General features: G+C 71.0%; 26 protein-coding genes and 2 tRNA genes. 14 read left to right on the top strand and 14 right to left on the bottom strand.

Annotation, left to right across the window (positions count from 1 at the left end; translation table 11 throughout):
* The first annotated feature begins 60 nt into the window (after window positions 1-60).
* The 3 genes from AC529_RS18325 (at window position 61) to AC529_RS18315 (ending at window position 4,092) form a co-directional block, all read left to right on the top strand.
* A complete protein-coding gene (locus AC529_RS18325; protein WP_083948459.1) occupies window positions 61-675 on the top strand; it encodes a GNAT family N-acetyltransferase in 615 nt (204 codons plus the stop codon).
* Between the two features lie 560 nt (window positions 676-1,235).
* Window positions 1,236-2,645: an MFS transporter gene (locus AC529_RS18320; protein WP_068758601.1), complete on the top strand. Its 1,410-nt coding sequence runs from the start codon at window positions 1,236-1,238 to the stop codon at window positions 2,643-2,645.
* A 13-nt stretch (window positions 2,646-2,658) separates the two neighbouring features.
* A complete protein-coding gene (locus AC529_RS18315) occupies window positions 2,659-4,092 on the top strand; it encodes a pyridoxal phosphate-dependent decarboxylase family protein (protein ID WP_068758600.1) in 1,434 nt (477 codons plus the stop codon).
* 33 nt (window positions 4,093-4,125) lie between these two features.
* On the opposite strand, the gene pheA is transcribed toward AC529_RS18315, so the two are convergent.
* The 7 genes from pheA to AC529_RS18280 all read right to left on the bottom strand — a co-directional run bounded on the left by pheA (window position 4,126) and on the right by AC529_RS18280 (window position 9,944).
* A complete protein-coding gene (pheA, locus tag AC529_RS18310; protein ID WP_068758599.1) occupies window positions 4,126-5,073 on the bottom strand; it encodes a prephenate dehydratase in 948 nt (315 codons plus the stop codon).
* A 10-nt stretch (window positions 5,074-5,083) separates the two neighbouring features.
* The gene (locus AC529_RS18305) at window positions 5,084-5,551 is read right to left on the bottom strand and encodes a DUF4446 family protein (protein ID WP_232306825.1); all 468 of its coding nucleotides are present in this window, start codon (window positions 5,549-5,551) and stop codon (window positions 5,084-5,086) included.
* Between the two features lie 9 nt (window positions 5,552-5,560).
* Window positions 5,561-6,409 (bottom strand): glycosyltransferase family 2 protein, encoded by an 849-nt coding sequence (locus tag AC529_RS18300; protein WP_083948434.1) that lies wholly within the window; start codon window positions 6,407-6,409, stop codon window positions 5,561-5,563.
* A gap of 12 nt (window positions 6,410-6,421) precedes the next feature.
* Window positions 6,422-6,772 carry an STAS domain-containing protein gene (locus AC529_RS18295; protein WP_083948432.1) on the bottom strand — a complete coding sequence of 117 codons (351 nt, stop codon included), beginning with the start codon at window positions 6,770-6,772 and terminating at the stop codon, window positions 6,422-6,424.
* Window positions 6,763-7,371 (bottom strand): ATP-binding protein, encoded by a 609-nt coding sequence (locus tag AC529_RS18290; protein ID WP_232306824.1) that lies wholly within the window; start codon window positions 7,369-7,371, stop codon window positions 6,763-6,765. The genes AC529_RS18295 and AC529_RS18290 overlap by 10 nt, the downstream gene beginning before the upstream one ends.
* A 205-nt stretch (window positions 7,372-7,576) precedes the next feature.
* The gene (locus AC529_RS18285; RefSeq protein WP_232306823.1) at window positions 7,577-9,454 is read right to left on the bottom strand and encodes an ATP-binding protein; all 1,878 of its coding nucleotides are present in this window, start codon (window positions 9,452-9,454) and stop codon (window positions 7,577-7,579) included.
* Window positions 9,455-9,611: 157 nt separating this feature from the next.
* Window positions 9,612-9,944, bottom strand: a complete 333-nt coding sequence (locus AC529_RS18280) for a rhodanese-like domain-containing protein (RefSeq protein ID WP_068758597.1) — start codon at window positions 9,942-9,944, stop codon at window positions 9,612-9,614.
* 82 nt (window positions 9,945-10,026) lie between these two features.
* Between AC529_RS18280 and AC529_RS18275 the strand changes: the two genes are divergently transcribed.
* Window positions 10,027-10,506, top strand: a complete 480-nt coding sequence (locus AC529_RS18275; RefSeq protein ID WP_068758596.1) for an SSI family serine proteinase inhibitor — start codon at window positions 10,027-10,029, stop codon at window positions 10,504-10,506.
* A gap of 51 nt (window positions 10,507-10,557) precedes the next feature.
* Here AC529_RS18275 and AC529_RS18270 read toward each other — a convergent pair.
* A tRNA-Leu gene (locus tag AC529_RS18270) sits at window positions 10,558-10,643 on the bottom strand.
* A 213-nt stretch (window positions 10,644-10,856) separates the two neighbouring features.
* Between AC529_RS18270 and AC529_RS18265 the strand changes: the two genes are divergently transcribed.
* The 8 genes from AC529_RS18265 to AC529_RS18230 all read left to right on the top strand — a co-directional run bounded on the left by AC529_RS18265 (window position 10,857) and on the right by AC529_RS18230 (window position 20,451).
* Window positions 10,857-11,618, top strand: a complete 762-nt coding sequence (locus AC529_RS18265; protein ID WP_198156484.1) for an FhaA domain-containing protein — start codon at window positions 10,857-10,859, stop codon at window positions 11,616-11,618.
* 262 nt (window positions 11,619-11,880) lie between these two features.
* Window positions 11,881-12,363 (top strand): FHA domain-containing protein FhaB/FipA, encoded by a 483-nt coding sequence (locus tag AC529_RS18260; protein WP_068758595.1) that lies wholly within the window; start codon window positions 11,881-11,883, stop codon window positions 12,361-12,363.
* Entirely contained in the window at window positions 12,360-13,769 is a 1,410-nt protein-coding gene (locus AC529_RS18255) for a Stp1/IreP family PP2C-type Ser/Thr phosphatase (protein ID WP_068758594.1), read from the top strand. Before AC529_RS18260 ends, AC529_RS18255 begins: the two co-directional genes overlap by 4 nt.
* Complete coding sequence (locus AC529_RS18250; protein WP_068758593.1) at window positions 13,766-15,208, top strand: FtsW/RodA/SpoVE family cell cycle protein; 1,443 nt, start codon at window positions 13,766-13,768, stop codon at window positions 15,206-15,208. Before AC529_RS18255 ends, AC529_RS18250 begins: the two co-directional genes overlap by 4 nt.
* Window positions 15,205-16,653: a peptidoglycan D,D-transpeptidase FtsI family protein gene (locus tag AC529_RS18245; protein WP_068758592.1), complete on the top strand. Its 1,449-nt coding sequence runs from the start codon at window positions 15,205-15,207 to the stop codon at window positions 16,651-16,653. The genes AC529_RS18250 and AC529_RS18245 overlap by 4 nt, the downstream gene beginning before the upstream one ends.
* Window positions 16,646-18,178, top strand: a complete 1,533-nt coding sequence (locus AC529_RS18240; protein WP_068758591.1) for a serine/threonine-protein kinase — start codon at window positions 16,646-16,648, stop codon at window positions 18,176-18,178. The genes AC529_RS18245 and AC529_RS18240 overlap by 8 nt, the downstream gene beginning before the upstream one ends.
* Window positions 18,179-18,222: 44 nt before the next feature.
* The gene (gene pknB, locus AC529_RS18235) at window positions 18,223-20,025 is read left to right on the top strand and encodes a Stk1 family PASTA domain-containing Ser/Thr kinase (RefSeq protein ID WP_068758590.1); all 1,803 of its coding nucleotides are present in this window, start codon (window positions 18,223-18,225) and stop codon (window positions 20,023-20,025) included.
* A 165-nt stretch (window positions 20,026-20,190) separates the two neighbouring features.
* Window positions 20,191-20,451, top strand: coding sequence for a cell division protein CrgA (locus tag AC529_RS18230; protein WP_068758589.1), 261 nt, complete (start codon window positions 20,191-20,193; stop codon window positions 20,449-20,451).
* A 193-nt stretch (window positions 20,452-20,644) separates the two neighbouring features.
* Here AC529_RS18230 and AC529_RS18225 read toward each other — a convergent pair whose 3' ends face one another.
* Both AC529_RS18225 and AC529_RS18220 read right to left on the bottom strand, forming a co-directional pair.
* Complete coding sequence (locus AC529_RS18225) at window positions 20,645-21,538, bottom strand: rhomboid family intramembrane serine protease (protein ID WP_068758588.1); 894 nt, start codon at window positions 21,536-21,538, stop codon at window positions 20,645-20,647.
* Between the two features lie 10 nt (window positions 21,539-21,548).
* The gene (locus tag AC529_RS18220; protein WP_068758587.1) at window positions 21,549-22,079 is read right to left on the bottom strand and encodes a peptidylprolyl isomerase; all 531 of its coding nucleotides are present in this window, start codon (window positions 22,077-22,079) and stop codon (window positions 21,549-21,551) included.
* 256 nt (window positions 22,080-22,335) lie between these two features.
* Here AC529_RS18220 and AC529_RS18215 point away from each other — a divergent pair, with 256 nt between their 5' ends.
* Window positions 22,336-22,896, top strand: coding sequence for a hypothetical protein (locus AC529_RS18215; RefSeq protein WP_068758586.1), 561 nt, complete (start codon window positions 22,336-22,338; stop codon window positions 22,894-22,896).
* Window positions 22,897-22,978: 82 nt separating this feature from the next.
* On the opposite strand, the gene AC529_RS18210 is transcribed toward AC529_RS18215, so the two are convergent.
* From AC529_RS18210 to AC529_RS18200, 4 genes are all read right to left on the bottom strand, one after another.
* Window positions 22,979-23,521, bottom strand: coding sequence for a DUF1707 and DUF4870 domain-containing protein (locus AC529_RS18210; RefSeq protein WP_068758585.1), 543 nt, complete (start codon window positions 23,519-23,521; stop codon window positions 22,979-22,981).
* A gap of 372 nt (window positions 23,522-23,893) precedes the next feature.
* Window positions 23,894-23,969 (bottom strand) — tRNA-Ala (locus AC529_RS18205).
* A gap of 136 nt (window positions 23,970-24,105) precedes the next feature.
* Window positions 24,106-24,228: a DLW-39 family protein gene (locus AC529_RS21060; protein WP_211329501.1), complete on the bottom strand. Its 123-nt coding sequence runs from the start codon at window positions 24,226-24,228 to the stop codon at window positions 24,106-24,108.
* Window positions 24,229-24,526: 298 nt separating this feature from the next.
* The gene (locus AC529_RS18200) at window positions 24,527-25,351 is read right to left on the bottom strand and encodes a helix-turn-helix domain-containing protein (RefSeq protein ID WP_083948428.1); all 825 of its coding nucleotides are present in this window, start codon (window positions 25,349-25,351) and stop codon (window positions 24,527-24,529) included.
* Window positions 25,352-25,585: 234 nt separating this feature from the next.
* Between AC529_RS18200 and AC529_RS18195 the strand changes: the two genes are divergently transcribed.
* On the top strand, window positions 25,586-25,894 hold the full coding sequence (locus AC529_RS18195) for a hypothetical protein (protein ID WP_068758656.1): 309 nt from the start codon (window positions 25,586-25,588) through the stop codon (window positions 25,892-25,894).
* Window positions 25,895-26,952: the final 1,058 nt, after the last annotated feature.

Raw genomic sequence — 26,952 nt, 5'->3', positions numbered from 1 at the left:
GACGGCCCGTCCCGCACCGGTGCGGGACGGGCCGTCCGCGTCCTGTCGAAGGAGGAGTCCGTGGACTCTGCCCCGCCGCTGCCGGTGCGCGTCCGCCCGGCCGTCCCAGCCGACCTGTCCGCCGTGGCCGACACGCTCGCCGACGCCTTCACCGACTACCGGTTCACCCGGTGGGCGCTGCCCGCCGACGGCTACCCGGAGCGGCTGCGCGCGGTCCAGCACTACTTCACCGAACGGGTCGGCCTGCCCTACGGCCGGGTGTGGACCACCGACGGGGTGCTCGCCGCCGCCGTGTGGACCGTTCCCGGCGTGGCGGTCCCCGCCGAGGTGTTCGCCGACCCCGCACTGGCGGCGCTCTACGGGGACCGTGCCGAGGCGGTGGCGCGGCTGGAAGAGGAGCTCGCCCCGCACCGGCCCGCCGGACCGGCGTGGTTCCTGGCCACGGTGGGCGTGCGCCGCGACGCCCAGGGAAGGGGCGTGGGCGCCGCCGTGCTCTCCCCCGGCCTCGCCGCCGCCGACGCCGACGGGTTCTCCTGCTACCTGGAGACCTCCGACGCCCGCAACGTGCGCTTCTACCGTCGGCTCGGCTTCGAGGTGACCGCGGAGGTCACCCCCTCCTGGGCCGCGCCGCGCACGTGGTGCATGGTGCGGCCCGCCCCGGCGTCCCGCCGGTAGCGGGAGCCCCCGCGCGGGGAAGGCCGGTGTGCGCCCCGCCCGCCGGCCCCTCCCCCAGGCGGGGTCGGCGGGCGGGTTCCTCCCAGGGCCGCGCCCCCACGAGGTCGCGGTTCAGGGGGTCGTGGACGCCTGGTGAGGCCGGAAGACGTCGGTCTCGCCCGGCACGGTGGAGCCGGTGACCGCGACACAGCGGGCGCAGGCCGTGTCGGGCCCGAGCTCCGCGGCGGCGGTCACGCCCCGGCCGGTCGACCAGGCCGGGGGCGGCCGCGCCCGCGGTGGGACAGGACGAGACGGGAAACCCGTGCTGTCCGCGGGGCGGGGGTGCGCCGTCGAAGTCCCGGCAGACGGCGCAGGCCACGGTGTCGAAGATCCGGACGGGGGTCCCGGCCATGGTTCGCGCTCCCTCCCGGCGGTCGTCGGCATCGCGGTCCCGGGTCTGCCCTCCCAGCCTGGCCCGGCCCCCTCGGACCGCACATCGGTGAAACGACCAGTCCGCCCCGGGCCGGAACCGGGGACCGCACCGTCCACCACGGGAAACGCCCGAATGTTACGTTGACCACATGCCCGCACCCCCGCTTCCCGCATCCGTGCGCCTCGGCTACGGCCTGGGCTCCATCGCCACCGGGACCTACGGCACCGTTCCCGGCCTGGTCCTGCTCTACTACCTGACCGACGTGCTCGCCGTCCCCGCGGCGACCGCGGCGCTGGTGCTCTTCGTCCCCCGGGTCTGGGACGTGCTCGTCGACCCCTGGGTGGGCGCGCTCTCCGACCGCACCCGCTCCTCCCTGGGGCCGCGCCGCCCGTGGCTGCTCGCCGGGGCTCTCACCCTGCCCGTGACGTTCGCCGCGATCTTCCTGGCCCCGCCCCTGTCCGGCGGCTGGGCGGCGGGCTACGTCTGCCTGCTGCTCCTGGCCGCCGCCACCGCCTTCTCCCTGTTCCAGGTGCCCTACGTCGCCATGCCCGCCGAGATGACCGACGACCACCGGGAGCGCTCGCGGCTGATGTCCTGGCGCATGGCCCTGCTGGGGGCGGCCATCCTGCTGTCCGGCGGGGTGGCCCCGGCCGTCGCGCAGAGCGGAGGCGGCACCCCGGCCGGCTACCGGCTCATGGCGCTGGTGGTCGGCGCCCTCCTGCTGGCGGGCACGCTCAGCGCGTTCCTCGGCACCCGCCGCGCCCCCCTTCTGCGGCTGTCGACCGCCGCCGCACCCCGGACGACGCTGCGCGACCGGATCACGGCGGTGCGCGCCAACCGCCCGTTCCGCGTCCTGTTCGCCGCATTCCTGCTCCAGGCGGTCCCCGCCGGCATCATGCTGGCCGCCGCCCAGTACTTCGCCACCTACACGCTCGGCTCGCCCTCGGCGGTCACCACGCTGTTCGTCTGCCTGGTCGGCCCGCTCGTGCTGACCATGCCGCTGTGGCTGCGCGGTGCGCTGCGCCACGGTAAACGCGCCGCGCTGGGGGCCGCCGCCGTCCTCTTCGGCAGCGGGGCGGCCCTGCTGGCGGCCACCCCGCTGCTGGGCGCGCCGTTCGACGCCTGGTACGCGCACGTCTGCGTCGGCCTGGTCGGTGTCGGCTACGCGGGCACCCAACTGCTGCCGTTCGCCATGCTCACCGACACCCTCGCGGCGGACGCGGCCCGCTCCGGGGCCAGCCGCGCGGGCCTGTTCACCGGCCTGTGGACGGCGGGCGAGACCCTGGCCATGGCCACCGGCAGCGGACTGTTCGCGCTGCTGCTGGCCGCCACCGGCTTCGTCTCCAGCACCGCCGGGACCGAGGCGGCACAGCCCGCCAGCGCCCTGGCGGGCATCGTCGCGGGCATCAGCGTGCTGCCCGCCCTGCTGGTCCTCGCCAGCATCCCCTTCGTCCGCCGCTACGACCTCGCCGAGGAGGACCCCCGGCCCGACCCCCCGCGGACGGACGGCCTCCGCCCCGGCAGCGACGCCGGAACACCCCCGCCCGCGACCCCGTGATCAGGAGGACACCGTGCCCGACACCGAAGCGATCCTCGCCGAACTCGCCCGGCTGAGCTCCGCGGACCTGCCCACCCGGGGCGGCCGCACCCTCGCCTACGTCCACGACCCCGGGCTGCCCGGCCTCGACGACCTGGCCACGGCCGCCCACGCGGCTTTCGCTCGGGTCAACGCGCTGGACATGACCGTCTTCCCCAGCGTGGTGCAACTGGAGAACGACGTGGTCTCCTTCGCGGCCCGCCTCCTCGGCGGCGACGCGGCGACCCGCGGCTCCTTCACCAGCGGCGGCACCGAGTCCATCCTGCTGGCGGTCAAGGCCGCCCGGGACCACGCCCGGGCCGTCCGCGGGGTGACCGAACCGGAACTGGTGGTGCCCGACACCGCGCACGTCGCCTTCCGCAAGGCCGCCCGCTACCTGGGCCTGCGGCTGGTCACCGTGCCCACGGACCCGGTGTCGTGCACGCCCGACCCCGCCGACCTGGCGGCGGCGCTGACCGACCGCACGGCCCTGGTCGCGGTGTCGGCGCCCTCCTACGCGCACGGCGTGCTCGACCCGGTCGCCGAGACCGCCGCGGCGGCCGCCGAACGCGGCGTGTGGTGCCACGTGGACGCGTGCGTGGGCGGCATGGTGCTGCCCTTCCTGCGCCGCCTCGGCCGTGACCTGCCGGACTTCGACCTGTCGGTGCCCGGGGTCTGCTCGCTCTCGGTCGACCTGCACAAGTACGGCTTCGCCGACAAGGGCGCCTCGGTGGTGCTCTACCGGGACGCGGAGCTGCGCCGCCACCAGTACTTCGCCTCCGCGGAGTGGCCCGGCTACCCGGTGGTGAACCCCACCGCGCAGGGCAGCCGCTCGGCGGGGCCGCTCGCCGCGGCCTGGGCGGTCGTCCGCCGCCTCGGGGAGGAGGGCTACACCGGGCTGGTCGCCACCGCCGTCCGCGCCACCGAGGAGATCGCCGCGGGCGTCGGCGCCGTTCCCGGGCTCCGCGTGGTCGGCTCGCCCGTGGCGACCCTGCTGTGCGTGGCCTCGGAGGAGGCCGACCCGCTGCACGTCGCCGACGAGATGCGCGCCCGCGGTTGGTTCGTGCAGCCGCAACTGTCGTTCGGCGCCCACCGGCGCAACCTGCACCTGACCGTCACCCCGGCCACCGCTCCCCAGGTGCCCGCCCTCCTGGCCGACCTGGCGGAGTCGGTACGGGCCGCCGCCGCACTGCCCTCCCCCAACCCCGATCCCGCGCTGGCCGCCGCCGTGGCCGGCCTCGACGCCGACGCGCTCTCCGCCGAGGAGCTGGCCCAGGTGATGGCCTCGATCGGGGTGGACCCGGAGAAGGGCGCGCTGCCGTCCCGCATGGCCCCGCTGCTGGCCCTGCTGGACGCCGCCCCGCTGCCCTTGCGGGAGCGCTTCCTCACCGAGTTCGTGGGCCTGCTGTTCTCCGGTTCGGGGGCCTGAGCCGCGCACGGCCGGGTCGGCCGGGCGGTGTGCTCAGTCGACCTGGCCCGCGCGGATGCGGGCCAGCCACTGCTCGGCCTCGTGGAAGTCGTCGTCGGTGGTGCTGACGCGGGCGCCGGGCCGCTTCGCGGCGGTGCCGGCGTCGGCGCGCGGGTAGCTGCCGAGGAAGCGCACGTCCCGGCAGATGCGCCGCAGCCCCATGAGCGCCTCGCCGACCCTGGCCTCGGCCACGTGGCCCTCGGCGTCCATGAAGAAGCAGTAGGTGCCCAGCCCGTCGCCGGTGGGCCGCGACTCCAGCCGGGTCAGGTTGACGTCGCGGACCGCGAACTGGGTGAGCAGCTCCGCCAGCGCACCCGGGTGGTCGTAGGGCAGGAACGCCACCAGCGAGGTGCGGTCGAACCCCGTCGGCTCGGGCAGCGCGCCCGGACGGCTCAGGTAGATGAACCGGGTGGCGGCGTCGGCGCGGTCCCCCACCCCCTCGGCCAGGGGGACCAGGCCGTACCGCTCCCCGGCGATGCGGGCGCAGATCGCGGCGTCGTAGGGCGAGGAGGGGTCGGCGACCGACTGGGCCGCCGCCGCCGTGGAGGACACCACATACGACTCGGCGTAGGGCAGGTTCGCCGCCAGCCATCCCCGGCACTGAGCCAGCGCGTGCGAGTGCGTGGCGACCCGCTTGACGTCGGACAGCACCGTTCCCGGCCGGGCGAACAGGGTGAACTCCACCGGGACGGTGATCTCTGCGGTGATCAGCAGCGGGTCGCCGTTGACGAGCTCGGAGGTGGTGGCGCTGACGCCGCCCTCCACGGAGTTCTCCAACGGGACGACCCCGCCCGCGACCTCGCCGCGCCGCACCGCCCCGAAGACCATGTCCACTCCGTTGCACGGGACGAACTGCGCGGCCGGGGTGTCCGGCCGCAGCGCCCGCAGCGCGGCCTCGGTGAACGTGCCCTCGGGGCCGAGGTAGGCATAGCGGTTCGACATGTACAGCAGGCTACTCCGCCTGCCGGACCTGTTCGTTCGCCTCCTGCTCCACCGGGAGCCGCACCGGCGCGGCCTCGCCGACCAGGGGCGTCCTGCGCCCCAGCCGCGCGGCGCGCACCGCGCGCTGCTCCTCCGGCGACAGCGGTTCGACGGCCCTGCCGCCCACCACCGCCTTGGCGTAGGTCCTGGCCTCGGCGCGCCCGTTGATGGAGGTCAGCACGACCCCGTCGCCCGCCGAGTCGAGCAGGGCCAGGGAGAAGGAGCGCGCTCCGAACCGCTCCTCCAGCGCGTCGTAGTACACGAGCGCGGCGTTCCTGATCGCGTGCGGGTCGATGCCGTCCGCCGCGGCCAGGGAGTTCCGGATCATCACGTGGCAGTCGCCGATCGCCGTCCGCGTCCGCCAGAAGGCCAGCAGGCCGAACAGCAGTCCGCCCGCGCCCAGCAGCGCGCCCGTCACGGAGAGAAGAATCGGTACCACGCAGCGACACTAATCGCCGACCGGGGCTTCCCCGGGGAGGCCGTCGGCGTTTTTCCGCCGCCTTTCCGAGAAACGGGGGGAACGTTCGCTCCCTCCGCGCGGCCGACCGCCCCCCGCGGGGCGCACGCCGCGCAGCTCCCGCACCGCGAGCACGCGGGCGACGTCCACGAACTGCCGGGCGCGGTGCACCTGGGAGCGCAGGTCGGTGCCGGTGGCGCGGTGCTCCATCGCGACGTCGACCTCCACCACCGTGAATCCGCGGCTGAGCAGGTCGATGGTGAGCGCGGTCTCCACCCCGAAGCCCGGGGCGAGCGGGCAGGCCGCCTCGAAGGCCTGCCGGGTCAGGCAGCGCTGGCCGTTGAGCGGCTGCTCGGTCTCCCATCCGGTGGCGCGCCGGATGCCGTTGCGGGCCAGCCGGACCACGAAGCCGTGGCCGCCCAGCCGCGCCCTGGTCCTCGGGAAGCGCGCGATCGTCATGTCCGCCCGCCCCGCGCGCACCGGTTCGATCAGCGCCGCGGCGGCGCCGGCGGTCGCGCCGAGGTCGGCGTCCAGGAAGAGCAGGTGCCGGGGGGCGATGTCGGCGCCGGAGCGCCGTTCGTGCGCCTCGAAGCCGAGGACCCCCTCGGCTCCGGTCTGCATGGCCGCTCCCTTGCCCCGGTTGCGGGCGTGCCGGAACACGCGGGCGCCCTCGCTGCGGGCGACGGCGGCGGTGTCGTCGCGCGATCCGTCGTCCACCACCACGACGAGGTCCACTCCGGGCAGCGCGCGCACGGCCCGGACGGTGGCACCGATGCGCTCCTGCTCGTCCTTGGCCGGGATGACGGCGGCGACCCGGCCCGCTCCCGTCGCGGATGCCACGGCTGCCTCCGGCTACTGGGCGGCGCCGGTGGCGGCCGCCGCCGGGACGTCGACCGCGTCGTGGACGGTGAAGACCTCGTCCAGCCCGGTGATCTCCAGGATCCTGCGGACGGCGGGCTGGGGGGCGGCCAGTTCGAGCTCGCCGCCGTTCCCGCGGGCCTGCTTCAGCGCCGACAGCAGCACGCCCAGCCCGGTGGAGTCGCAGAACTCCACCCCGCTCATGTCGACGACGGTCCGGCCGCCGCAGGCCACCGCGTCGGCGAGGGCGCCGCTCAGCAGCGGCGCCGTGTACAGGTCGATCTCCCCGCAAACGGATACGACCGCGTGATCAACCCGAGACTTCTTTGAGATCCTCAACTCCACAGTCGTGACTGTAGCGTTCCCGCATCAGGCGTGGCCACCCACGCGGGACGGTGTTTCGCCGTGCCGCACCGCCCCGGCGTTTCCCGGTTGACCGGCGCAAACACAGAACGCGGGGAGCAGTCAGGCCGAGGAGGCGCGGGGAACGCCGGCACCCGGTCCGCGGAGACCGCCATGACCGGGACGTCGATGACGGCCCAGACGGTGGTGGTGCTCTCGTCCACCTCCGTCCCCCACCTGGCGGAGAGCCGCTGCACGATCTCCAGCCCGTGGCAGCCGTCGGCGGCGGGCGACGGCACCGCCAGCCGGGGCAGGGTCTCGCCTCCCCCGTCGCTCACCGCGATCTCCACCCCGGTGCCGTCCGCGTGCCCGGTCTCCCCCGAGCGCACCAGGGACCACGCCACCCGCACCCGGTCCGGAGGGTGGGGCGGCGGCAGCGGGGCCGCGTGGCGCAGCGCGTTGGCCACGAGTTCGGTGAGGACGGCGGCGGCGTCCTCCACGAGCGACCGCGGCACTCCCCGGGCTCGGAGGTCCTCGCGGAGGCAGCGGCGTGCGATGGCGACACTCGACGGCGCGTGTGGCAGCAGTACGGCACGCGACATGTCCCCAACTCCCTCAGTTCTCCGGCGCCCGTCCCACCGCACCGCGACGACGCCGGTACGAGGGCGACGACCTGTTCGCCTACTGGTTGTGCTGATTGTGTCGGTCGACCACCGCGCGACGCCGTCCCCGGATCGCACCAGGGGCGAAATGCCCGTTTCCACTTCCTGGGAAACCACCTCCGGCTCACCTGGCGCGAACCCGCCGTCACCCGGAACCGGCACCGTCGCCCCGCGCGGAGGACTCCACTCTCCCACCGGAACCGTCCCGTTGGCCAGAAAACCGGCGCAATGTGAATCTCATCCGGGTCCCGCGTGGCTGGTTGGGATGGGCGGTGATCTGTCCCTTCTGCGCCTCGGCGAGCTGCTGCACGATGTGCAGCCCCAGCCCGAAGCCGCCGAACCGGCGCCGGTCGCCGGTCTCCCCCTGGACGAAGCGGTCGAAGATCCGCCCCGAGTCGACCGGGTCGATCCCCACCCCCTCGTCCGAGACCACGATGGCCACCTGGTCCTCCGCCACCTCGACGGCCACCGTCACCGTTCCCCCGTCCGGGGAGTACTTGAGCGCGTTCTCCACGAGCTGGCTGACGATCACGTCGGTGGCCTCCGGGTCGGCGAGCACCGGCGGCAGTCGCTCCGGCATCCGCAGCTCCAGCTCGTGCTCGACGGCCAGCGGACGGAACGCCGCGTAGACCCCGCGCAGCGCCTCGCCGACGTCGCAGGGGCGCACCCGCACGGGAAGCTGCCCCTTCCCGGCCTCCACCCCCAGCAGCAGGTTCTCCACCAGCCGCGCCATCCGCTCGGAGCGGTCCGCGATCAGCTCCAGGTAGCAGCGCCGGTCCTCGTCGGAGAGCTGCTCCCAGCGCTCGGTGAGCGTGCTGGACAGGCCCCGCACGACCGTCAGCGGGGTGCGCAGTTCGTGGCCGGCTGTGGCCAGGAAGAGGTCCTTCTGCTCCTCCAGCTCCTTGGCCGGGGTGATGTCGCGGAAGTCCACCACCCGCTCCTCGGTGCCCGCGATGTCGGTGACCAGGATCTCCAGCCAGCGGCCGTTGTCCATCCGGTGCCGCAGCGGCCGCCCCTGCTCCGTCGGCGAGGGGAACGGCGGCGGCCGGCCCACGACCTCGCTCCGCTCGCGCCCGGTCAGCTCGACGGCGGAGCGGTTCCACTTGCGCACCCGGCCCCAGCGGTCCAGCACCGCGATGCCGTTGGCGCTGGCCTCCACGATCGCGTGCTCGTGGGCCCGCTGCCGGACCGTCTCCTGGTAGGCCATGGCGTTGCCGAGCGCGATCCCCGCGTGCGCCGCCAGCAGTTCCAGCATCTCCAGCTCGACGTGGCTGATCCGGCGCCTGCGGTACAGCGCGTACAGCGCTCCGTAGGGGCGCCCCCGCACGTCGCAGACGCACAGCGCGACCGTGCGCAGCCCGTCCAGGTCGGCCCACAGCAGGTCCTGCAACGGCCGGGACTCGTCCGAGGCCAGCAGCACCTTCCTGCCGCTGGCCAGCAGTTCGCCGAGCAGGCTGCGGCGCAGCTCGGTGCGGTGGCCCAGCAGCTTGCGCGGCAGCCGGGCCACACTGGCCAGCCGCAGGGAGTCCCCCTCGATCAGCGAGAACCCTCCCGCGTCCGCACCGGTGAGCTCGGTGAGGCCGCTGACCACCCGGTCGAGGATCTCCTCGACGTCGTGCCCGGCGCTGATGTCGGTCATCATGTCGGTGAGCCGCCGCACCAGGTGGGCCCGCTCGGCGAGGTGCAACTGCTCCAGCTCGCTCTCGGCGGGGGTGAGGGTGTGCGGGTGGAAGACGCACACCCAGCCGACCATGGTCCCGTGCACGTCGGTGAGCCGGTTGAAGCTGGCGCGCACGTCCAGCAGGCCGCCGTTGCGGTGGATGCGCCGGGTGGTGACCGAGATCGGCCGACTGACCCGCACCCGTTCCAGGACCGCGTGGTACTCGGCCTTCCGGTCGTCGGGCACCATGGGCACCGGATGTCCGATCACCTCGGTGAGCGTCCAGCCGAAGAGCCGCTCGGCTCCCCGGTTCCACTGGACGACCCGCTGGTCGATGTCCAGGACGACAACGGCGTCCGCCACTGCGGCCACCACTGCCTCAGCGGTAAAGGCTGCCGGGTCGAATCTCACCTATGCCATGGTGCCACTCGGAACGCCCTCCGGGACGGGGATTGGGGAGGCCCGTCCGATTCCCCGCCGCCCGGCCGCCGACGCTCCTGCTCGCGGCGGCGGCACCGGGTCAGAGGACCGTGGGGGGCCGGCCGGTCTCGCTGACCATGGGCCGCCCGGCCAGCGACCACGCGCTCATCCCCCCGGCGACGTTGGCGCTGCGCCACCCCGCCTCGTTGAGGGCCTGCACGGCCTGCGCCGAGCGCCCGCCGATGCGGCAGACGACGTAGATCTGGACGTCCTTGGGCAGCTCCGCGGCCCGCTGCGCCAGTTGCCCCAGCGGGATGTGGACGGCGTTGGGCGCGTGCCCCGCGCGCCACTCGTCGTCCTCGCGCACGTCCAGCAGGAAGCCGTTCTCGGGCACCGCGCTCACCTCGACCACCGGAATGCTGACACCGGACACCGAGACACCTCTCCGTCACGTCACGTCATCGACACGTCGCGCACAGGGGAACCCTGTGCCGTTCACGCACGTCTGACAGGGTATGCGTAGTCTCATTCCTTCTGATGCACGCAGGCCGCTCGCGGTGCTCGCGGCCGCCGGGCTGCTGCTCTCCGGCTGCGGCAGCCCCACCGGCCCCCCGGACGGACAGGCCGAGCCGTCCTCCCCGTCCGACGCCGAGCAGCACCCGCGGACCGAGCTGACCGTGGAACGCGCCGTCTCCGACCCCGACGCCCCCGCCGGGCTCGACGGGTTCTCCCCGGGGGTGTGGACGCTCACCTGCGAACCGGCGGGCGGCGACCACCCGGACCCGGAGGCCGCCTGCGCGGCCCTGGCCGAGGCGGGCGTCGACGTCTTCGCCCCGGTGCCCGAGGACCAGCCCTGCACCCTGGTCTACGGCGGCCCGGAGACCGCGACCGTCACCGGCCACGTCGCGGGCACACCGGTGGACGCGGAGTTCTCCCGGGAGAACGGCTGCGAGATCGACCGCTGGGAGCGCGTGGGACCGCTGTTGCACCCGTGACCTGCGGAAACCTCGGGAAACAGTAAAGCCCCGGCGTTACGCCGGGGCCTCTGGTGGGCGAGGAGGGATTTGAACCCTCACATCCTCTCGGACACACGGACCTGAACCGTGCGCGTCTACCGTTCCGCCACCCGCCCGAGTGACACTGAAGTGTACCTGATCGCACGGGGCCGACCTCGGTTTTTCCGGGGCCGCTCCCTGCGACGTGTTAAAGGCTAGCACGGTCTGGGAGGAGTCCGTACACCTTTCCGGGGCTGACCGCTTGGTAACGACTCCGTCTGGTGAAGCAAAACAGGCCGTAGCCCGGTTACGATCATCTCATCGGGACGTGGAGTCAAGGGAGGTACCTCGTGGGAGTGCTTCAACGCTTCGAGCGCCGGCTCGAAGGGATGATCGAAGGCACCTTCGCGCGAGCCTTCAAGTCGGAGCTCCAGCCCGTCGAGGTCGCCAGCAACGTGCAACGCGAGATGGACGAACGCGCCGCGATCGTCGCTCAAGGCCGCACCCTGGTCCCCAATGACTTCGTCGTGGAACTCTCCGGCTCGGACAGGGAGCGACTCGCCGTCTACGCCGACAACCTCGGCCAGGAACTGTCCAAACTGGCCCGCGAGTACGCCACCGAGCAGGGCTACTCGTTCGTCGGCCCGGTACGGGTGAGGTTCGAGACCGCCGACGACCTCCAGACCGGTCGCTTCCGGGTCCGTTCCGCGGTCATCCGCGGAGACACTTTCAAGGACGGCGAGATCATCAAGCCGGTCACCGACCACCCCCGTCGCGGCAGCACTGTTCCGGGCCGCCCCCGCCTGCTGCTGTCCCCCGGTGGCGCCGCAGCCGAGGGCTCCCTCACCGCACGGGGCGCCCAGCAGTCCTACGAACTCACCTCCGAGGTGACGCTCCTGGGCCGGGGCACCGACTGCGACCTGCGCTTGGTGGACAACGGCGTCTCGCGCCACCACGCAGAGATCCGGGTGGAGGGCGACGAGGCCGTCCTCGTGGACCTGAACTCCACCAACGGGACCTTCGTCAACGGCCAGCAGGTCAAGCGGGCCCGCCTGGTGGACGGCACCCGGATCAGTCTCGGCAGGACGACGATGACCTTCCGGCGCGACTGAACAACGGAACAGATGACAAGACCCGCCACGTTAAGTGACGTAGCGGGTCTTCCCCATAACAACACCGAATGATGTCAAGGCAAGAAACCATCCCCCGAGCAGGACTTTATTCCGAATACCGCTTCAATCGGGCACAATAACCGGGTCCAATGGGTTCACCTGGCTTCCGAAGCGGTAGACACGGTTCGACGCGACAGCATGCGCTGGCGGAGCCATCACCGCTGACCCAGCCGGAGCACGACAGGGGCTGAAGAGCACTGCAATGTCCGAGTTGACTCTCATGTTGATCAAGCTCGCGTTCCTCGCGGTGCTGTGGCTGTTCATCATCATGGCGGTGGGAGTGATTCGCACCGACCTGTTCGGCCCGGCCACCAGCAGGAAACGCGGCTCCGCCAGAGGCGGCCGGGACGCCGGACGCCCGAGACCCGCCCGACCCGCACGCGGGCGGCGTAACGAACCCCGCTCCCTGGTCGTGGTCAAGGGCCCCCTCGCCGGAACGACCATCGACCTCACCTCCCAGCCGATCACCATCGGCCGCGCCAAGGACTCCACCCTCGTCATCAGCGACGACTACGCCTCCGGGCGGCACGCCCGCCTCTTCCCCGAAAACGGCCGCTGGATCGTCGAAGACCTCGGCTCGACGAACGGCACCTACCTCGGCCAGACCCGACTGACCCGTCCTCAGCCCGTCTCCATCGGACAGCCCATCCGCATCGGTAAGACCGTTCTGGAACTACGCAAATGACCATCGCACTTCGATACGCGGCGTACTCCGACGTCGGCTGCCTGCGAGAGGGCAACGAGGACTCCGGTTACGCGGGACCCAATCTGCTTGTCGTGGCCGACGGAATGGGCGGACACGCGGGTGGCGAGATCGCCAGCGCACTGGCCGTGCACACGTTGATGCCCCTCGACGAGGACATGCCGGGCAACCAGATGGTCCGTGCCCTCGAGGAGGCCGTCGCGGCGGCCAACGAGGCCCTGGCCCGCCGGGTCATCCAGGAGCCCCACCTGGAGAACATGGGCACCACCCTGACCGCCATGCTGTGGTCGGGGTCGCGCGTGGTTCTGGTCCACGTCGGGGACTCCCGTGCCTACCTGCTGCGCAACAACGAGTTGCAGCAGATCACCAGCGACCACACCCTCGTGCAGACCCTCGTGGACGAGGGCAAGATCACCGAGGACGAGGTCGCCACCCACCCCCAGCGCTCCCTCCTGCTCCGTGCCATCCAGGGCCAGGGGCGCGTCGACCCGGACCTGTCCGTGCGGGAGGCCCAGGTCGGCGACCGCTACCTGCTCTGCTCCGACGGCCTGTCCGGCGTGGTCAGCAAGGAGACCATCCACGAGACGCTCGCCACGGAGCCCACTCCCGAGGACGCGGCGATCCGCCTGATCGAGCTGGCCATCCGCGGCGGCGGCCCCGACAACATCACCGCCGTGGTCGCCGACGTGATCGACACCGCCACCGACCCCGCGGGACCGACGGCGACCCCCGCCGTGGTGGGCGCGGCGAGCCAGCGCCGGGAACCGATGATCCCCTCCGACACCCCCGCGGGGCGCGCCCACGAGCTGACCCGCAACAGCAACAACGCCGGCGACACCGCCGAGATGGAGCGCATCCCCCCCTACGAGCCCGAGGACGAGCCCGAGCCGCCGCGACCCCGCCGCTGGTGGCCCATGGTGCTGACCTTCCTCGTCCTGGTGGCGATCGTGGCCGGGGTCGGCTTCTACTTCGGCCGCCAGTTCCTGCTGAGCCAGTACTTCGTGGGCGCCAGCAAGGACGGCCAGGAAGTCGCCATCTACCAGGGCATCAACACCGATGTCGCGGGCTACAGCCTGGCCACCGAGGTGGAGCGCACCGGCATCCCGCTGGACGGCCTGCCCGTCACCGAACGCGAGTCGGTGGAGCGCAGCATCACCGTCGACAGCCTCGACGAGGCCCAGCAGCGGGTCGACGACCTGCGGGAGACCTACGAGGGCTGCCGCCGGTCCCCCGGCTCCTGCGGCCTCGAGGACGACAACGGCTCCGAGGCGACACCCACGCCCCAGGGGAGCGAGAAGCCGCAGACACCAGGAACTTCCGCCCAGGAACCCGCGTCCCAGCCGGGAGAAAGCGCGGACGATGGGCAGGGCACGGGAGGCCAGCAATGAGCGAGGCACTGTCGACCGCGCTGCCGCCGGTCAAACGGCGCAACGCCGAACTGGTCATGCTGGTGTTCGCGATCGGCATCACGCTGTTCGCGATGGTCGAGGCCAGCCTGACCCGCAACGGTGAGATGCCGCCGAACCTGTTCCTGTACGGGGGCCTGTTCGGTGGCCTGTCGCTGCTGGCCCACGTGTTCATCCGGTTCTTCGCGCCCTACGCCGACCCGCTGCTGCTGCCGTTGGCCACCATGCTCAACGGCCTGGGCATCGCCATGCTGTGGCGCCTGTTCGAGGCGACCGGCGACACCAGCAGGGGCAGCGCGATGGACCAGTTGATCCTCACCGCGGGCAGCCTGGTCGTCTTCGCCGCGATCGTGTTCTTCCTCAAGGAGCCGCGGGTCCTCCAGCGCTACCCCTACATCACCGCGCTCAGCGCGGTGCTGCTGCTCCTGCTCCCGCTGATCCCCGGCCTGGGCATGACCATCAACGGCGCCCGGCAGTGGATCAACCTGGGGGTCACCAGCCTCCAGCCGTCGGAGTTCGCGAAGATCGCGCTGGTCATCTTCCTGTCCGGGTACATGGTCACCAAGCGCGACGTGCTCTCGCTGGTGAGCAGGCCGCTCAAGATCGGCCCGATCAAGGTGCTGGAACTGCCCCGGATGCGCGACACGGCCCCGATGGCCGTCATGTGGGGCTTCTGCATCATCGTCCTGGTCATCCTGATGAACGACCTGGGCACCTCGCTGCTGCTGTTCGGCACCTTCCTCGCGATGATCTACGTGGCCACGCAGCGCTCCTCGTGGATCATCCTGGGACTGAGCGCGTTCTTCGGCGCCTGCGCCCTGCTGTACCCGTTCGTCCCCCACTTCCGCACCCGCGTGATCACCTGGCTGGACGCCTTCAACCCCGAGGTGTACTGCACCGACGAGATCCTCAACAACAGCACCGACGCGTTCTGCGTGCAGGCGGGGCAGAACAGCCAGCAGCTCGTGCAGGGCTTGTTCGCCATGGGCGAGGGGGGCATCCTCGGCGCCGGCCTGGGCGGCGGCAAGCCGGGCAACGTCCCCGAGGTGCAGAACGACTTCATCTTCAGCGCGTTCGGCGAGGAGCTGGGCCTCACCGGCCTGATGGTGATGCTGTTCGCGCTGGCGCTGCTCGCCCAGCGCGGCATGCGCATCGCCCTGGCCTCCCGGGAGCTGTTCGTCAAGATGTTCGCCTCGGGAATCTCGTTCCTCATCGCCTTCCAGAGCTTCGTGGTCATCGGAGGCGTCACCCGCGTCATCCCGATGACCGGTGCGACCATCCCCTTCGTGGCCAAGGGTGGCTCTGCGCTGCTGTCCAGTTGGATCATGCTCGCCCTGTTGATCCGGATGAGCAACAACGCCCGTAAACCGGCCCCGGTGGCCATCCAGGACGAGGGTGCGACCCAGGTGATCTCCCGATGAACAAGCCCATTCGCCGACTCGCGGTGTTCTCCCTGGCGCTGTTCGGGGTGCTGCTGCTGAACACCACCTGGATCCAGGCGTTCCAGGCCGACTGGCTGCGCGAGCACGAGTTCAACCGCCGCGACGTCGCGGAGCGGACCTCCCTGCCGCGCGGCCCCATCGTGGTGGCCAACGAGCAGATCGCCACCTCGACGTTTGTCGAGGACGGAGAGTACTACCAGCGCGACTACCCGGAGGGGGAGCTGTACGCGCACCCGGTGGGCGTGTTCAACCCGATGGGCAACTTCGGCATCGAGCAGACCCACAACTCCTACCTGGACGGCTCCGACGAGAGCCTCATGGTCCGCAACTTCCTGGACATGCTCACCGGCACCGACCCCCAGGGCGCCTCGGTGGTGCTGACCCTGAACCCCGCGGCCCAGCAGGCGGCGCTGGACGGCCTGCGCGCCAACGCCACCAACGGCCGGGGCGCGGCCGTCGCCCTCGACCCCAAGACGGGAGCGATCCTGGCCGCCGCCTCCATCCCCACCTACGACCCGAACTCGGTGGCCGACCTCTCCGACGTCAACACCTCGGTCGAGAACTGGAACAAGCTGGCCGACGACGAGAACCAGCCGCTGCTGAACCGGGCCTTCAACGAGCTCTACCCGCCGGGCTCCACGTTCAAGATCGTCACCGCCGCCACGGCGCTGGAGAACGGCCACACCATCGAGTCCACCATCGACGCGCCCGCCGCGATCCCGCTCGGCGGCAGCAGCCTGCCGAACGCCTTCGGCGGCCCCTGCAACGGCGGGGCGCCCGACTCGATCGCGCACTCCATCGAGATCTCGTGCAACACCTCGATGGCGAACTGGGCCATCGAACTGGGCGCCGAGGCGCTGCACGAGCAGGCCAGCGCGTTCGGCTTCAACTCCGGGCCGATGAACGTCCCGCTGCCGGTGACGGAGAGCTCGGCCCCCCTGGAGCCCGACGACAACCTGCGCGCCCAGATGGGCATCGGCCAGGGCCAGTTGCAGGCCACCCCGCTACAGATGGCGATGGTCGCGGCCGCCGTCGCCAACGACGGCACCATCATGCAGCCCTACCTGGTCCAGGAGATCCTCGGCCCGGACATGTCCGAGATCGAGTCCACCACGCCCCAGGTGTTCAGCGAGGCGATCAGCGCCGACACCGCCGAGCAGCTCACCCAGGCCATGATCCTGGTCACCGAGGGGGCCGAGGGCAGCGGCAAGAGCGGCGCGATCCCCGGCATCCAGGTGGCGGGCAAGACGGGTACCGCCGAGGTCGGCGACGGCGACACCCACAACTGGTTCATCTCCTTCGCCCCCGCCGACGACCCCCAGGTCGCGGTGGCGGTCGTGATCGAGCGAGGCAACGCCAGCGGTGGCACCCTGGCGGCTCCCGTGGCCAAGGCGATCATGGAAGCAGTGATCAACAGTGAGTGAGACCCCTGAGCGCGGCCTCGGCACGCGGGCCGGGGTGGTGCTGATCGACCGATACCGCCTCGACGAGCGCATCGGCGTGGGCGGCATGGGCGAGGTGTGGCAGGCGACCGACATCCTGCTCAGCCGCCCGGTGGCGGTCAAGCTGCTGCACATGGCCCAGGTGAGCGACCCGGTCTCGCAGCAGCGGTTCCGCACCGAGGCCCAGATCACCGCGGCGCTGTCGCACCCGAACATCGCCCAGGTCTACGACTACGGCGAGCAGGACGGGTACTCCTTCCTGGTCATGGAGCTGATCACGGGGGAGTCGCTGTCGTCGATCATCAAGCGCAACCCGGGACTCGACCCCGACGTCACCCTGGACGTCGTGGACCAGGCCGCGCAGGCGCTGGCCGCGGCCCACGCCGGCGGGGTCGTCCACCGCGACATCAAGCCGGGCAACCTGCTGGTGACCGAGGACGGGACGGTGAAGCTCACCGACTTCGGCATCGCCCGCGGCACCGAGTCGGTCACCCTCACCCAGACCGGCATGGTCATGGGTACCGCCCAGTACATCTCCCCCGAGCAGGTGTCGGGGAAGCCCGCCAGCCCGCTGTCGGACATCTACGCGCTCGGCATCGTCGCCTACGAGTGCCTGGCCGGGCAGCCGCCGTTCACCGCGGACACCCCCCTGGCGCTGGCCCTGGCCCATGCGCGGGAGCCTCCTCCGCCGCTGCCCGAGACCGTGCCGCCGGGAGTGCGCGAACTCGTGGAGCGGATGCTGGCCAAGGACCCGCAGGAACGCCCTTCCTCTGCCGCCGAGGTGGCCCAGTGGGCGCAGCGCCTGCGGGCGGCTCTCAACGGCGGCGACGCCACCGAGGCGCTGGGCCTGGCGTCCGCCACCGACGCGACAGCGGTGGTCTCCACTCTTCCCGGGTCGCCCACCGGCCCCCACACCGCCACGACCGGACCCGGTACCGCCACGACCGGAGTACCCACCGGGACCCAGGCGCAGCCGTGGCCTCCTCCGGGGACCGAAGGCTCGGATAGAGTTGCCGAAAAATCCGCCGCACAGAACAGCCGCCTGACCCTACCCGTCATATTCGCTCTGGTCGCCACCGTCGGAGTCGTCGTGGTGGGAATCTTTCTGGTCGGGCAACTGCTGTGGGAGGGAGATGAGAACAATGGGACTCCTACCAGCAACCGGTCGGCCGTCCCCACCCTTTCCCGATCCCCCGACGACACCGAGGACATAGCGACCGATCCGGAGACCCCGGTCTCCGGCTACCCCGGCGGTCAGTCCACACCGGCTCAGACCGAGCCGGAGGCGAGCCCGCCGCCGACCACGGAAACAGAGTCACCGCCGGAGACCCCGTCGTCTGAGGACTCCTTCCCGCCTACGGGAGAGACCAGCCCCGGCACCGGCACCGATCCTGGCGACCACACCGGTGACGGTTCGGGAGAGGACGACACGAGCGGTGGCGGCGCGGCACCCGGCAACCCGACCGGGGAGCCGGGCAGCGAGTCGCGAGGCTCCGCGCTGCCCTGACGGCCGCTCAGGTCCTTCCACGACTGCGAGGAACAGTTCACGACATGTCTCAGCCACGGCTACTTGGTGGCCGCTACCAACTTGAGGCCCCCGTTGGGCGGGGCGGTATGGCCGAGGTCTTCCGCGCCCGCGACCTTCGTCTCGACCGGGTGGTGGCCGTCAAGACCCTGCGTTCGGACCTCGCCCGGGACCACACGTTCCAGGTCCGGTTCCGCAGGGAGGCACAGTCCGCGGCCTCGCTGAACCACCCGTCGATCATCGCCGTGTACGACACCGGCGAGGACGTGATCGACGGGGTTCCGATCCCGTACATCGTCATGGAGTACGTGGACGGGAGGACGCTGAAGGAGCTGCTGGAGGACAACCGGCGCCTGCTGCCCGAGCGGACGCTGGAGATCACCGACGGCATCCTGCGGGCGCTGGCCGCGGCGCACGCCCGAGGCATCGTGCACCGCGACATCAAACCGGCCAACGTCATGCTGACCCGCCAGGCCGAGGTCAAGGTGATGGACTTCGGCATCGCGCGGGCCATGGACGACTCCCAGGCCACGATGACGCAGACCTCCCAGGTCATCGGCACCGCGCAGTACCTGTCCCCGGAGCAGGCGCGCGGCGAGCGCGTGGACTCCCGCAGCGACATCTACTCCACCGGCTGCGTGCTGTACGAGCTGCTGACCGGCCGTCCCCCGTTCGTGGGCGACTCCCCGGTGGCCATCGCCTACCAGCACGTGCGTGAGGAGCCGATCCCCCCCTCGGAGCTGGACCCGGAGATCCCCGAGTGGATCGAGGCGATCGTGCTGCGCGCGATGACCAAGGACCGCGAGCAGCGCTACCAGACCGCCGAGGAGATGCGCGCCGACATCCAGCGCGGCCTACAGGGCATGCCCACCGCCGCCAGCACCATGGCTCTGGCCGCGGCGGACGGCGGGGCCACGACGGCGCTGCCCCCGGCGCGCAACCGTCGGCACGACGACGACTACGACGATTACGACGACTACCCCTACGACGACGAGGACGACCGCCGGGGCGGGAACAAGGCGCTGTGGATCGTGCTGGGCGCCGCCGTGCTGGCCGCCGCGGTCTTCCTCGGGTTCCTGCTGTTCCGTCCGGGCACCGACAAGATCACCATTCCCGACGTGGCGGGGATGTCGGTGGAGGAGGCCCAGGCCGCGCTGGAGGAGAAGGGCTTCGAGAACATCGAGGTGGCCGACGAGACGACGCCCAGCAGCGAGGTCGAGGAGGGCAAGGCCGTCGGAACCGACCCGCCGAGCGGGGAGTCCGTCGAGCCCGAGACCACGATCACCATCCTCGTCTCCGGCGGCCCGGAGATGATCGAGATGCCCGACCTGGTCGGCATGAGCCAGAGCGACGCGCTCGGCGAGATCAACCGCGCCGGGCTGAAGCGCGGTGAGATCACCCACCAGGAGTCCGACGAGCCGCAGGGCACGGTGCTGTCCACCGACCCCGCGGCGGGCACCGAGGTCGAGCCGGGGACGAAGGTCAACCTGGTGGTCGCCAAGGCCAGCAGCAAGGTCCAGGTGCCCAGCCTGGCCGGCATGAACCAGGACCAGGCCACCGACCGGCTCGCGGAGCTGGGGCTGACGCTCCAGGCCCAGACCCAGGAGACCGACCAGGCCACCCCGGGCACCGCGATCTCCCAGTCCCCGGCGGCGGGCACCGAGGTCGAGCGGGGCAGCACGGTCACGGTGACCTTCGCCAAGGCCCCGACCCAGCAGCAGCCTCCGACGCCGCCGGGCAACGGTGAGGAGCAGCCCCCCCACAACCCGGGCTTCCCCACCGATCCCGAGGACTGGAACCCGTTCCAGAACCGGCGCGAGGAGGAGTGACCGGCAGGGCGGTGGGGGCGCGCGATCCAGGGAATCGCACGCCCCCACCAGCACTGATCACGGTCCGTCGTGAGAGGTATTCGCCCGCGCGTCCGGTTGTGCCGTAGACTGGGCTACCGTCCCGGATCATCTTTCGGACCACCTGTATTTTTTGGAGCAGCGACCGTGCCCAAGTCTCGCAGCGTTCGCAAGAAGAAGGCCGTCTACACCCCGCCCCCGACGGCTCCCCAGCCGAAGATCGGCGGGCGCTGGGTGGCTCCGGTCATGCTGACGTTCGCTGTCCTGGGAATCCTGTGGATCGGGGTCTACTACCTCATCGGCAACTTCGTGCCGGTCTCCTTCCTGGAGCAGCAGCCCAACTGGAACCTCGCCATCGGGTTCAGCGGCATCATCCTGGCGCTCATCGTCTCCACACGCTGGCGCTGATTGTCCACAAGCTGGACGTGACGCTGTTTTCCCAGGCTGTCACGGGTGCCGTGGAACTTTCCCACAGTTGATCCACAGGGTTATCCACAGAGTTATCCACAGGCTGACCCGGTATCATCCGACGATTCCGCGGTAGCGGAGCGGTGCCGTGCGCCGCGAGGCGGCCGCCCTTTCGGGCTGTCCGCTTCCCCGCTCACAGGAGCAGAGCTGGCCCCACCGCCGCCGCGGCGAGCAGCAGCGCCGTGTACCCCAGGGTCAGCGCGGCGTGCCAGAGCGCGCGCCGGCGCGGCTTGGCCTCCGTGCTCCCGCCCGGCGGGAGGTAGGCGTACGCCGCGCCCAGCAGCAGGCCGCTCACCAGACCGCCGATGTGCGCGGTCCAGGAGATGCCCGGCACCAGGAAGGTGATCAGCAGGTTGGCGGCCAGCAGGCCGAGGATGAACCGGGTGTCCAGCTTCAGCCGCCTGCCGAACACGAAGACCGCGCCGAACAGCCCGAAGAGGGCCCCGGAGGCGCCCACCGACATCGTGCCCGGCTCCACCAGGAGGCCCAGCACCGCCCCGCCGAGCTCGCTGACCAGCCACAGCGCGGCGAAGCGCAGGTGGCCCAGCCAGCGTTCCACCTGGGGGCCGACGACGTACAGCGCGAACCCGTTGAACAGCAGGTGGATCACGCCGCCGTGCAGCAGCCCGCCGGTGAACAGGCGGTACCACTGGTCCCCCAGCACCACCGCGTCGCCCCACATGCCGAACCAGGTGACGAGCGGATCGGCTCCGGTGGCGACCAGCATCGGCGAGCCGGAGGTCACCACCTGGGCCGCGAACACCGCGACGATGAGCCCCAGCAGGGTCCACGTCACGTAGGGCCGGGTGATGACCTTCCCGCCGAAGACCGTGCGCGCCTCTCGCACGCTCCGCCTCCCTCTGGCGACGCACTCCACGCACTGGAAGCCGACCGCGTCCTCCCGCATGCAGTCCGGGCAGATGTAGCGGTCGCACAGTCGGCACCGGACGTAGGTCTCGCGGCCGGGGTGCCGGTAGCAGACGGGAACGGCCTGGGACGTCGGTTCGGAGCTGGGAGAGGCGCTCATTCCTCCTGGCCTAACTGCGCTCGATCGTGACGGACTGGAGCGTGACGGGCTGGAGCGGCCGGTCCCTCTGGTCGGTGTCGAGCTCGGAGATGGCCACGACGACCTCTTCTCCCTCGGTGACCTCGCCGAAGATGGTGTGCTTGCCGTTCAGCCAGTCGGGCTCGCCCACGGTGATGAAGAACTGGGACCCGTTGGTGTTCGGCTGCCCCGAGTTGGCCATGGCCAGCAGGTAGGGCCGGTCGAACCTCAGCGACGGGTGGATCTCGTCCTTGAAGCGGTACCCCGGACCGCCGTAGCCGGTGCCGAGGGGGTCTCCGCCCTGGATCATGAACCCCTTGATGACCCGGTGGAACACCGTGCCGTCGTAGAGCTTGGCCGTGGTGGGTCTGCCCGTGCGGGGGTCCACCCACTGCTTGGTCCCCTCGGCGAGGCCGACGAAGTTCGCCACCGTCTCCGGTGCCTTGTCGGGGAAGAGCTTGACGACGATCGTTCCGCGGGTGGTGTTCAGCCGCGCGATGAGCTGACCGTTGGTGTCAGACACCCGAGTGCCTTTCCGTTGCGGATGCTTACCTCTGACACGTTACCGTCCGTCCGGCTCTACCCGACTTATCCCACGGCCGGAAAAGAGACCTCGAACACGGTGGGCGACACGTGATCAGACCCGTACCAACCACGTATGTTGAGATAACACCCAGATAACGGACGGGTCGAAAGCTCCGGCCCACGCGTCTCAGGCATAGGCAGCACACGCCCGGGCAGAGGGCAGCCAGCAGCCCGCACACCAGAGGAGGGACCACGTGTCAGTCGCGTTGCAGCGCCGACAGGCCAGGAAAGAAGCCGACGAGGCTCTGAGCCGCCTACAGGAGATGGCTCGGGAGCAGGCGGAGCGGATCGCCCCGTACGCCGCCCAGGCGAAGGAGGCCGCGGCCCTGCGCCTCCAGCAGGCCCGGGGATGGACCGCCCCCCGCCTGCAAACCGCCGCCCAGCGGGTGGAGGACACGGTCGCCCCCCGTGTGGCCGAGCTCCTGAACACCGCCGCCCAGAAGGTGGACCCGACACCCCCCGCTACCTCCAGGCGGAAGCTGCCGCGGGCACTCGTCTACGTCGGTATCGGAGCGGTCGGCCTCGCCGCCGTCTACGGCGTGCTGCGGCTGCGCAGGGCCGCCCAGGACGCCGAGTGGCAGGCCAACCTGGAGAGCGCCCGCGAGCAGGTGCGCCACACCCGGGAGCAACTGGCGGCAAAGGCCCGCCAGGCCCGTGAGAGGCTTCGCAGCGGCGCCACGGCGTCCGCCGAGGGGGCGTCCCCCGACGCCGCCCCGGAAGGCTCCGTCGAGCTGAACGGCCGGGTCACCCAGTAGGACCCGGCTTCCCCGTGAACGCCGGTGGCCCCGCAGCGTCTCTGCGGGGCCACCGGCGTGTCCGCCCGGTGCGGTCACCGGGTCACTGCTGGATCGCCTGTCTGTCCTTGATGATCTGGACGGTGAACGGGTACTTCCAGTCGCTCCCGACGAGGGCCACCCCGCCGGCGATCAGCGGCAGCACCACCGCCCCCAGGATCATGAAGAGGTAGACGGGGATGGTGACGAGCAGCAGCGCGGCGACCGGGAACACCAGGGTGGCGATGATCAGGTTCAGGTGGTAGTTCAGCGCCTGGTACGCCTGGGCGCGCACGTACGGCGAGTTGCCTCGGGCGGCCAGCACGATCAGCGGTCCCAGGGCGGGGAGGAGGTACCCGGAGAGGTGTCCGCCCGCCGCCCAGAGGCGCTCGTCCTTGCTCGGCTCCTCCGGCACGGCGGCGAAGGGCGCCGCGGAGGCACGGCTGATGGACAGGTCGGCGACGAGCGGTTGCAGTTCCCCGCGGGTCTTGGCCGCCATCGCCTTGCCCAGGCGTTCGTCGAGCTCCTCCTCGTCGAGCTGTCCCTCGGCGTAGGCGTTCTGCAACACCTCGGCGACACGGTCGCGCTCCGCGTGGGTCACGCGCATCTGGGACGGCGGTACAGGGCTGTTCCCGTGACGGGCTGGAGATGTCGGGTAGTACACGGCCGCTTTCACTCCCTGCCGCACTCTGTGGGGTGGTCTCTGCTCCGGTTTCCGCTGGGGGGAGTCGCGTTCTCCTTCTTTCCATGTTCGGCGACCGCAACGCCCCGGACCAGCGGGATATCCCTGAACCTCCCCTGATTTACGGCCTGCCGCCGTCGGCGACGCAGCGGAGTCGCCCGTTCGGCAGCGGGTTCACTCCGTGAGACGTCCGGGCCGCCCCGGAAGTTCCCGCCGGAGTCCTGCCCCGGACACGCGTCGGCCGCCCGCTCTGCTGAGTGGGCGGCCGATCTGGTCTGTGCTGACCTGCATGTTCTCTGGTGGAGCCAAGGGGAGTCGAACCCCTGACCTCCGGTATGCAAAACCGGCGCTCTGCCAGCTGAGCTATGGCCCCTCGGCGGTCATCGCCGCATAGCGTACGACAACGGTTGAGAGCATACCGCTCTCTCGCCTCGGGTGGGGCAACCGGTGGCTTCAACCGGAGGACGGTACCAGGGTTTCGTCTGGTGGAGTTCGGCGGTCTGCCGGGCTCAGTTCTCGCTGGCAGCGGTGGCCTCAGTCCACAGGTCCAGCTCGGCGCGGTCAGCCTGGATCTTGCGGTAGATGGCGAACGCCCCGAGGGCCACCAGCACCAGGATGATGATCTTCTTCACGGTGAGGACCCCTTTACTTTCTTTCCCTCTGCCTGAGACGGGACTCGATACGCGGCCCGGCCGGGTCCGGCCGCGGTCGACATGGTCGACCCGTTCCGTGCGGCCTGTCGCAAACCGAGCCTAAGACGTCTTTACAGCGCTTTATGGTTGTGTCCCCAAGCAGCCTAGCAACCTTGCGGCACTGTTACCTTGAACGGCGTGGGGCGGCGCGCCTCCCGCCGCTTCCCGGTCCCGACACCTCAGGTACCACCGGCAGGTAGACGGCCGTTGTCAGAATTCTCCCTTAATTGTGGCCACACTAGGTCAACAGATCCATACGACGCAGAACGGTCACCGTGTCCCGCCGACTGCCGGCCATTCCGGTCAGCCGGTGCCACACCCGCTGGCAGCGGGCCACCTCCGCCTCGGCCTCCACGATCGAACCGCCGTGCGGGGCGTCCACGAACACCAGGGACTCCTCGTCCTCGAACTCCAGCACGGTGAACGGTCCCGCGGCCCCCGGATGCGGCCCGAGCGAGGTGGAGAGCAACTGGACGGTGACCCGGGGGTTCCCCTCCGCCAGCTCGATCATCCGGCGCAACTGCGCGTGCCTCGTGCGCGGATCGGTGATCCGTTGCAGCGCCTCCTCCTCGACCAGGGCGTGGTAGCGGACGAGCGAGTCCCTGTCGAGGTTCTCCTGCCGGTTGAGGTAGGCGGTGACCATCCGCTCGGCCGTCCGGCCGTCGTAGCCCCTGCCGCGCGCCAGCAGGACCGTGTACTCGGGCGTCTGGAGCAGGTCCGGGACCACCATCCCCCCGTAGGCTCCGATCGCCACGGCGCCCGCCTCGTTGCCGACGTAGGCCGGGGAGACGACGTCCTCGTAATCGGTCCACCAGGCCCGGGCCCGCGCTTGGCGGGCCAGGGCCAGGATGGCCTCGCGCTGCTCTCCGGTCACCCCGTACACCCGGAGGAGGGCGGCCACCTCGGCGACCGAGAGCTGCTTGCGAATGCCCGTCTCGATGTGGCCGAGCTTCGCCGGCGACCAGTCGAGCTCTCCTGCGACGTCGCTGAGCGTCATGCCCGCCCGCACACGCCAACGGCGCAGCTCTGCTGACAGGCGACGACGAACGATGGGGCTTGTCATGACCTTTGCCCGGGAACACTGACGGTCTGGCTGTGTAAACCAGGGAATCACTACTGTCTGCTACGGGCAATGCGTTCTCAGAAATATTTCCTCGGAGCCCGCTCTCCGTGTCGGAAAGTGTTCCACTGTGTTCGACAGTCCTCGCGGAAGGCGATAACGGTAAATCCGCGCTGCGGAGCGCGTACGATGCGGTTGAACCAGGACACGAACTTTCCGGCCCACTCTAGGAAGCCGATGAATCACCCCGTTGACGACGCCGAGCAGTTGATCGAAGCGGTGGAGCGAGAATTCCCTCCGTCCACGCGTTCCAGACTGATCGCGAAGCTCCGCAAGGGGATCCACTTCGACGACGCCGCGCGGGAGCTGGGGCTGAGCCCGCAGCGGGTGTTCTCCGCAGCACGGGTACTCAGCGCGTTCGGCTCCCAACTCGACGCCACTCTCCTCGCGGAACGTGATCCGGCTCTGCCGCACGGTACCCTGACCGGTTACAACAAGCGGTGCCGCTGCCCCGAGTGCCGGGCCGCCCTCCAGCGGAGCCTGTGACCCGCTCCCACCGGGCATCGCAGGTCAAAACAGGAACAGCGCCGACAAAGCACCGAAACCAAGAGTTCACATTTTTCTTCCGGTTTTCGGCTCCTCCGCATGCTTATTGATCTTGCAATCGGGGAACCGCGTCAACATGAATGAGCATGTGGACTGGGCCGCGATGAGCGATGAAGAGTTCATGGCACTGGTGAGCCAGTTGCTCGAGGCACCTGCGGGGGCGGACTCCGAGGAGGAGTGACGCCCTTCGCGTTTTCTGGCCAGCCCGCTCGACGCCTTGGAACCCCCTCCGTACCGGTGTGTCCGCCGTCGTCGCGCCGTGGTGACCGCACCCGGCCGCCCGAGGACAGACGCACCGCCAGCAGGCGCGCTCCCGTTCCCGTCGGCTCGGGCGCTCTTCCGGGTAACCGCTTCCCGCGGTTCCCGTAGGCGTCCTGGATCCGCTGGGCATCCCGGCGAGGGCGAAGGCTCCGAGGAGCGGTTGTCGGGCGTCTGGCAGGGCCTCTGAACGACCGGGAAGCCGAACCGGGTCGAGGGTCCTGGCGGATTTTTCTCCTGCTCTGCCAGGAACACATGGAGGTCTGCCCCGCAGCACCGCTGTGGCACGTCCCGTGGCCCCGAGAAGCCGCGTCGCCGACAGGTTCGCGGCAGCACGGCCGGAGGGATGCCGGGCTCGCGGGCACCCTGTCGAGGACGTGAACGGGCGTCGGCCACCGGGTGCGGCTGATCTCTGACCGACCTGGCAGAGGGCAGCACCAGCGGGGCCGTGGAGTTCCCGGCCTGCCGCACCGGCAGGCGACCGTGCACCCGGCCAGCCGGCAACGCGGGCGATCAGGAAACGCGAGACCACGGTGCGGAGAGCCGGAAGTACCGGCGGCCGCCGATGGCTGCGGGTCACTCCTGCCCTGACGGGGTGCTGCACCGGGCCCCTCCGCGGAGGCCAGGGCACAGGAGCGGCCGAGCGGTTCTCTTCTGCTGGTTCGCCCTGTTTTCGGGACAACACAAAGATGGGGGTGTCCTCAAGGGACACCCCCATCCTGAACGATGTGTACGGCGGC

Origin of the sequence: Thermobifida cellulosilytica TB100, assembly GCF_001517975.1 — a bacterium.
Taxonomy (GTDB): Bacteria; Actinomycetota; Actinomycetes; order Streptosporangiales; family Streptosporangiaceae; genus Thermobifida; species Thermobifida cellulosilytica.
Note: the sequence above shows the minus strand (reverse complement) of the source record. Positions and strands in the feature narration are given on the sequence as shown.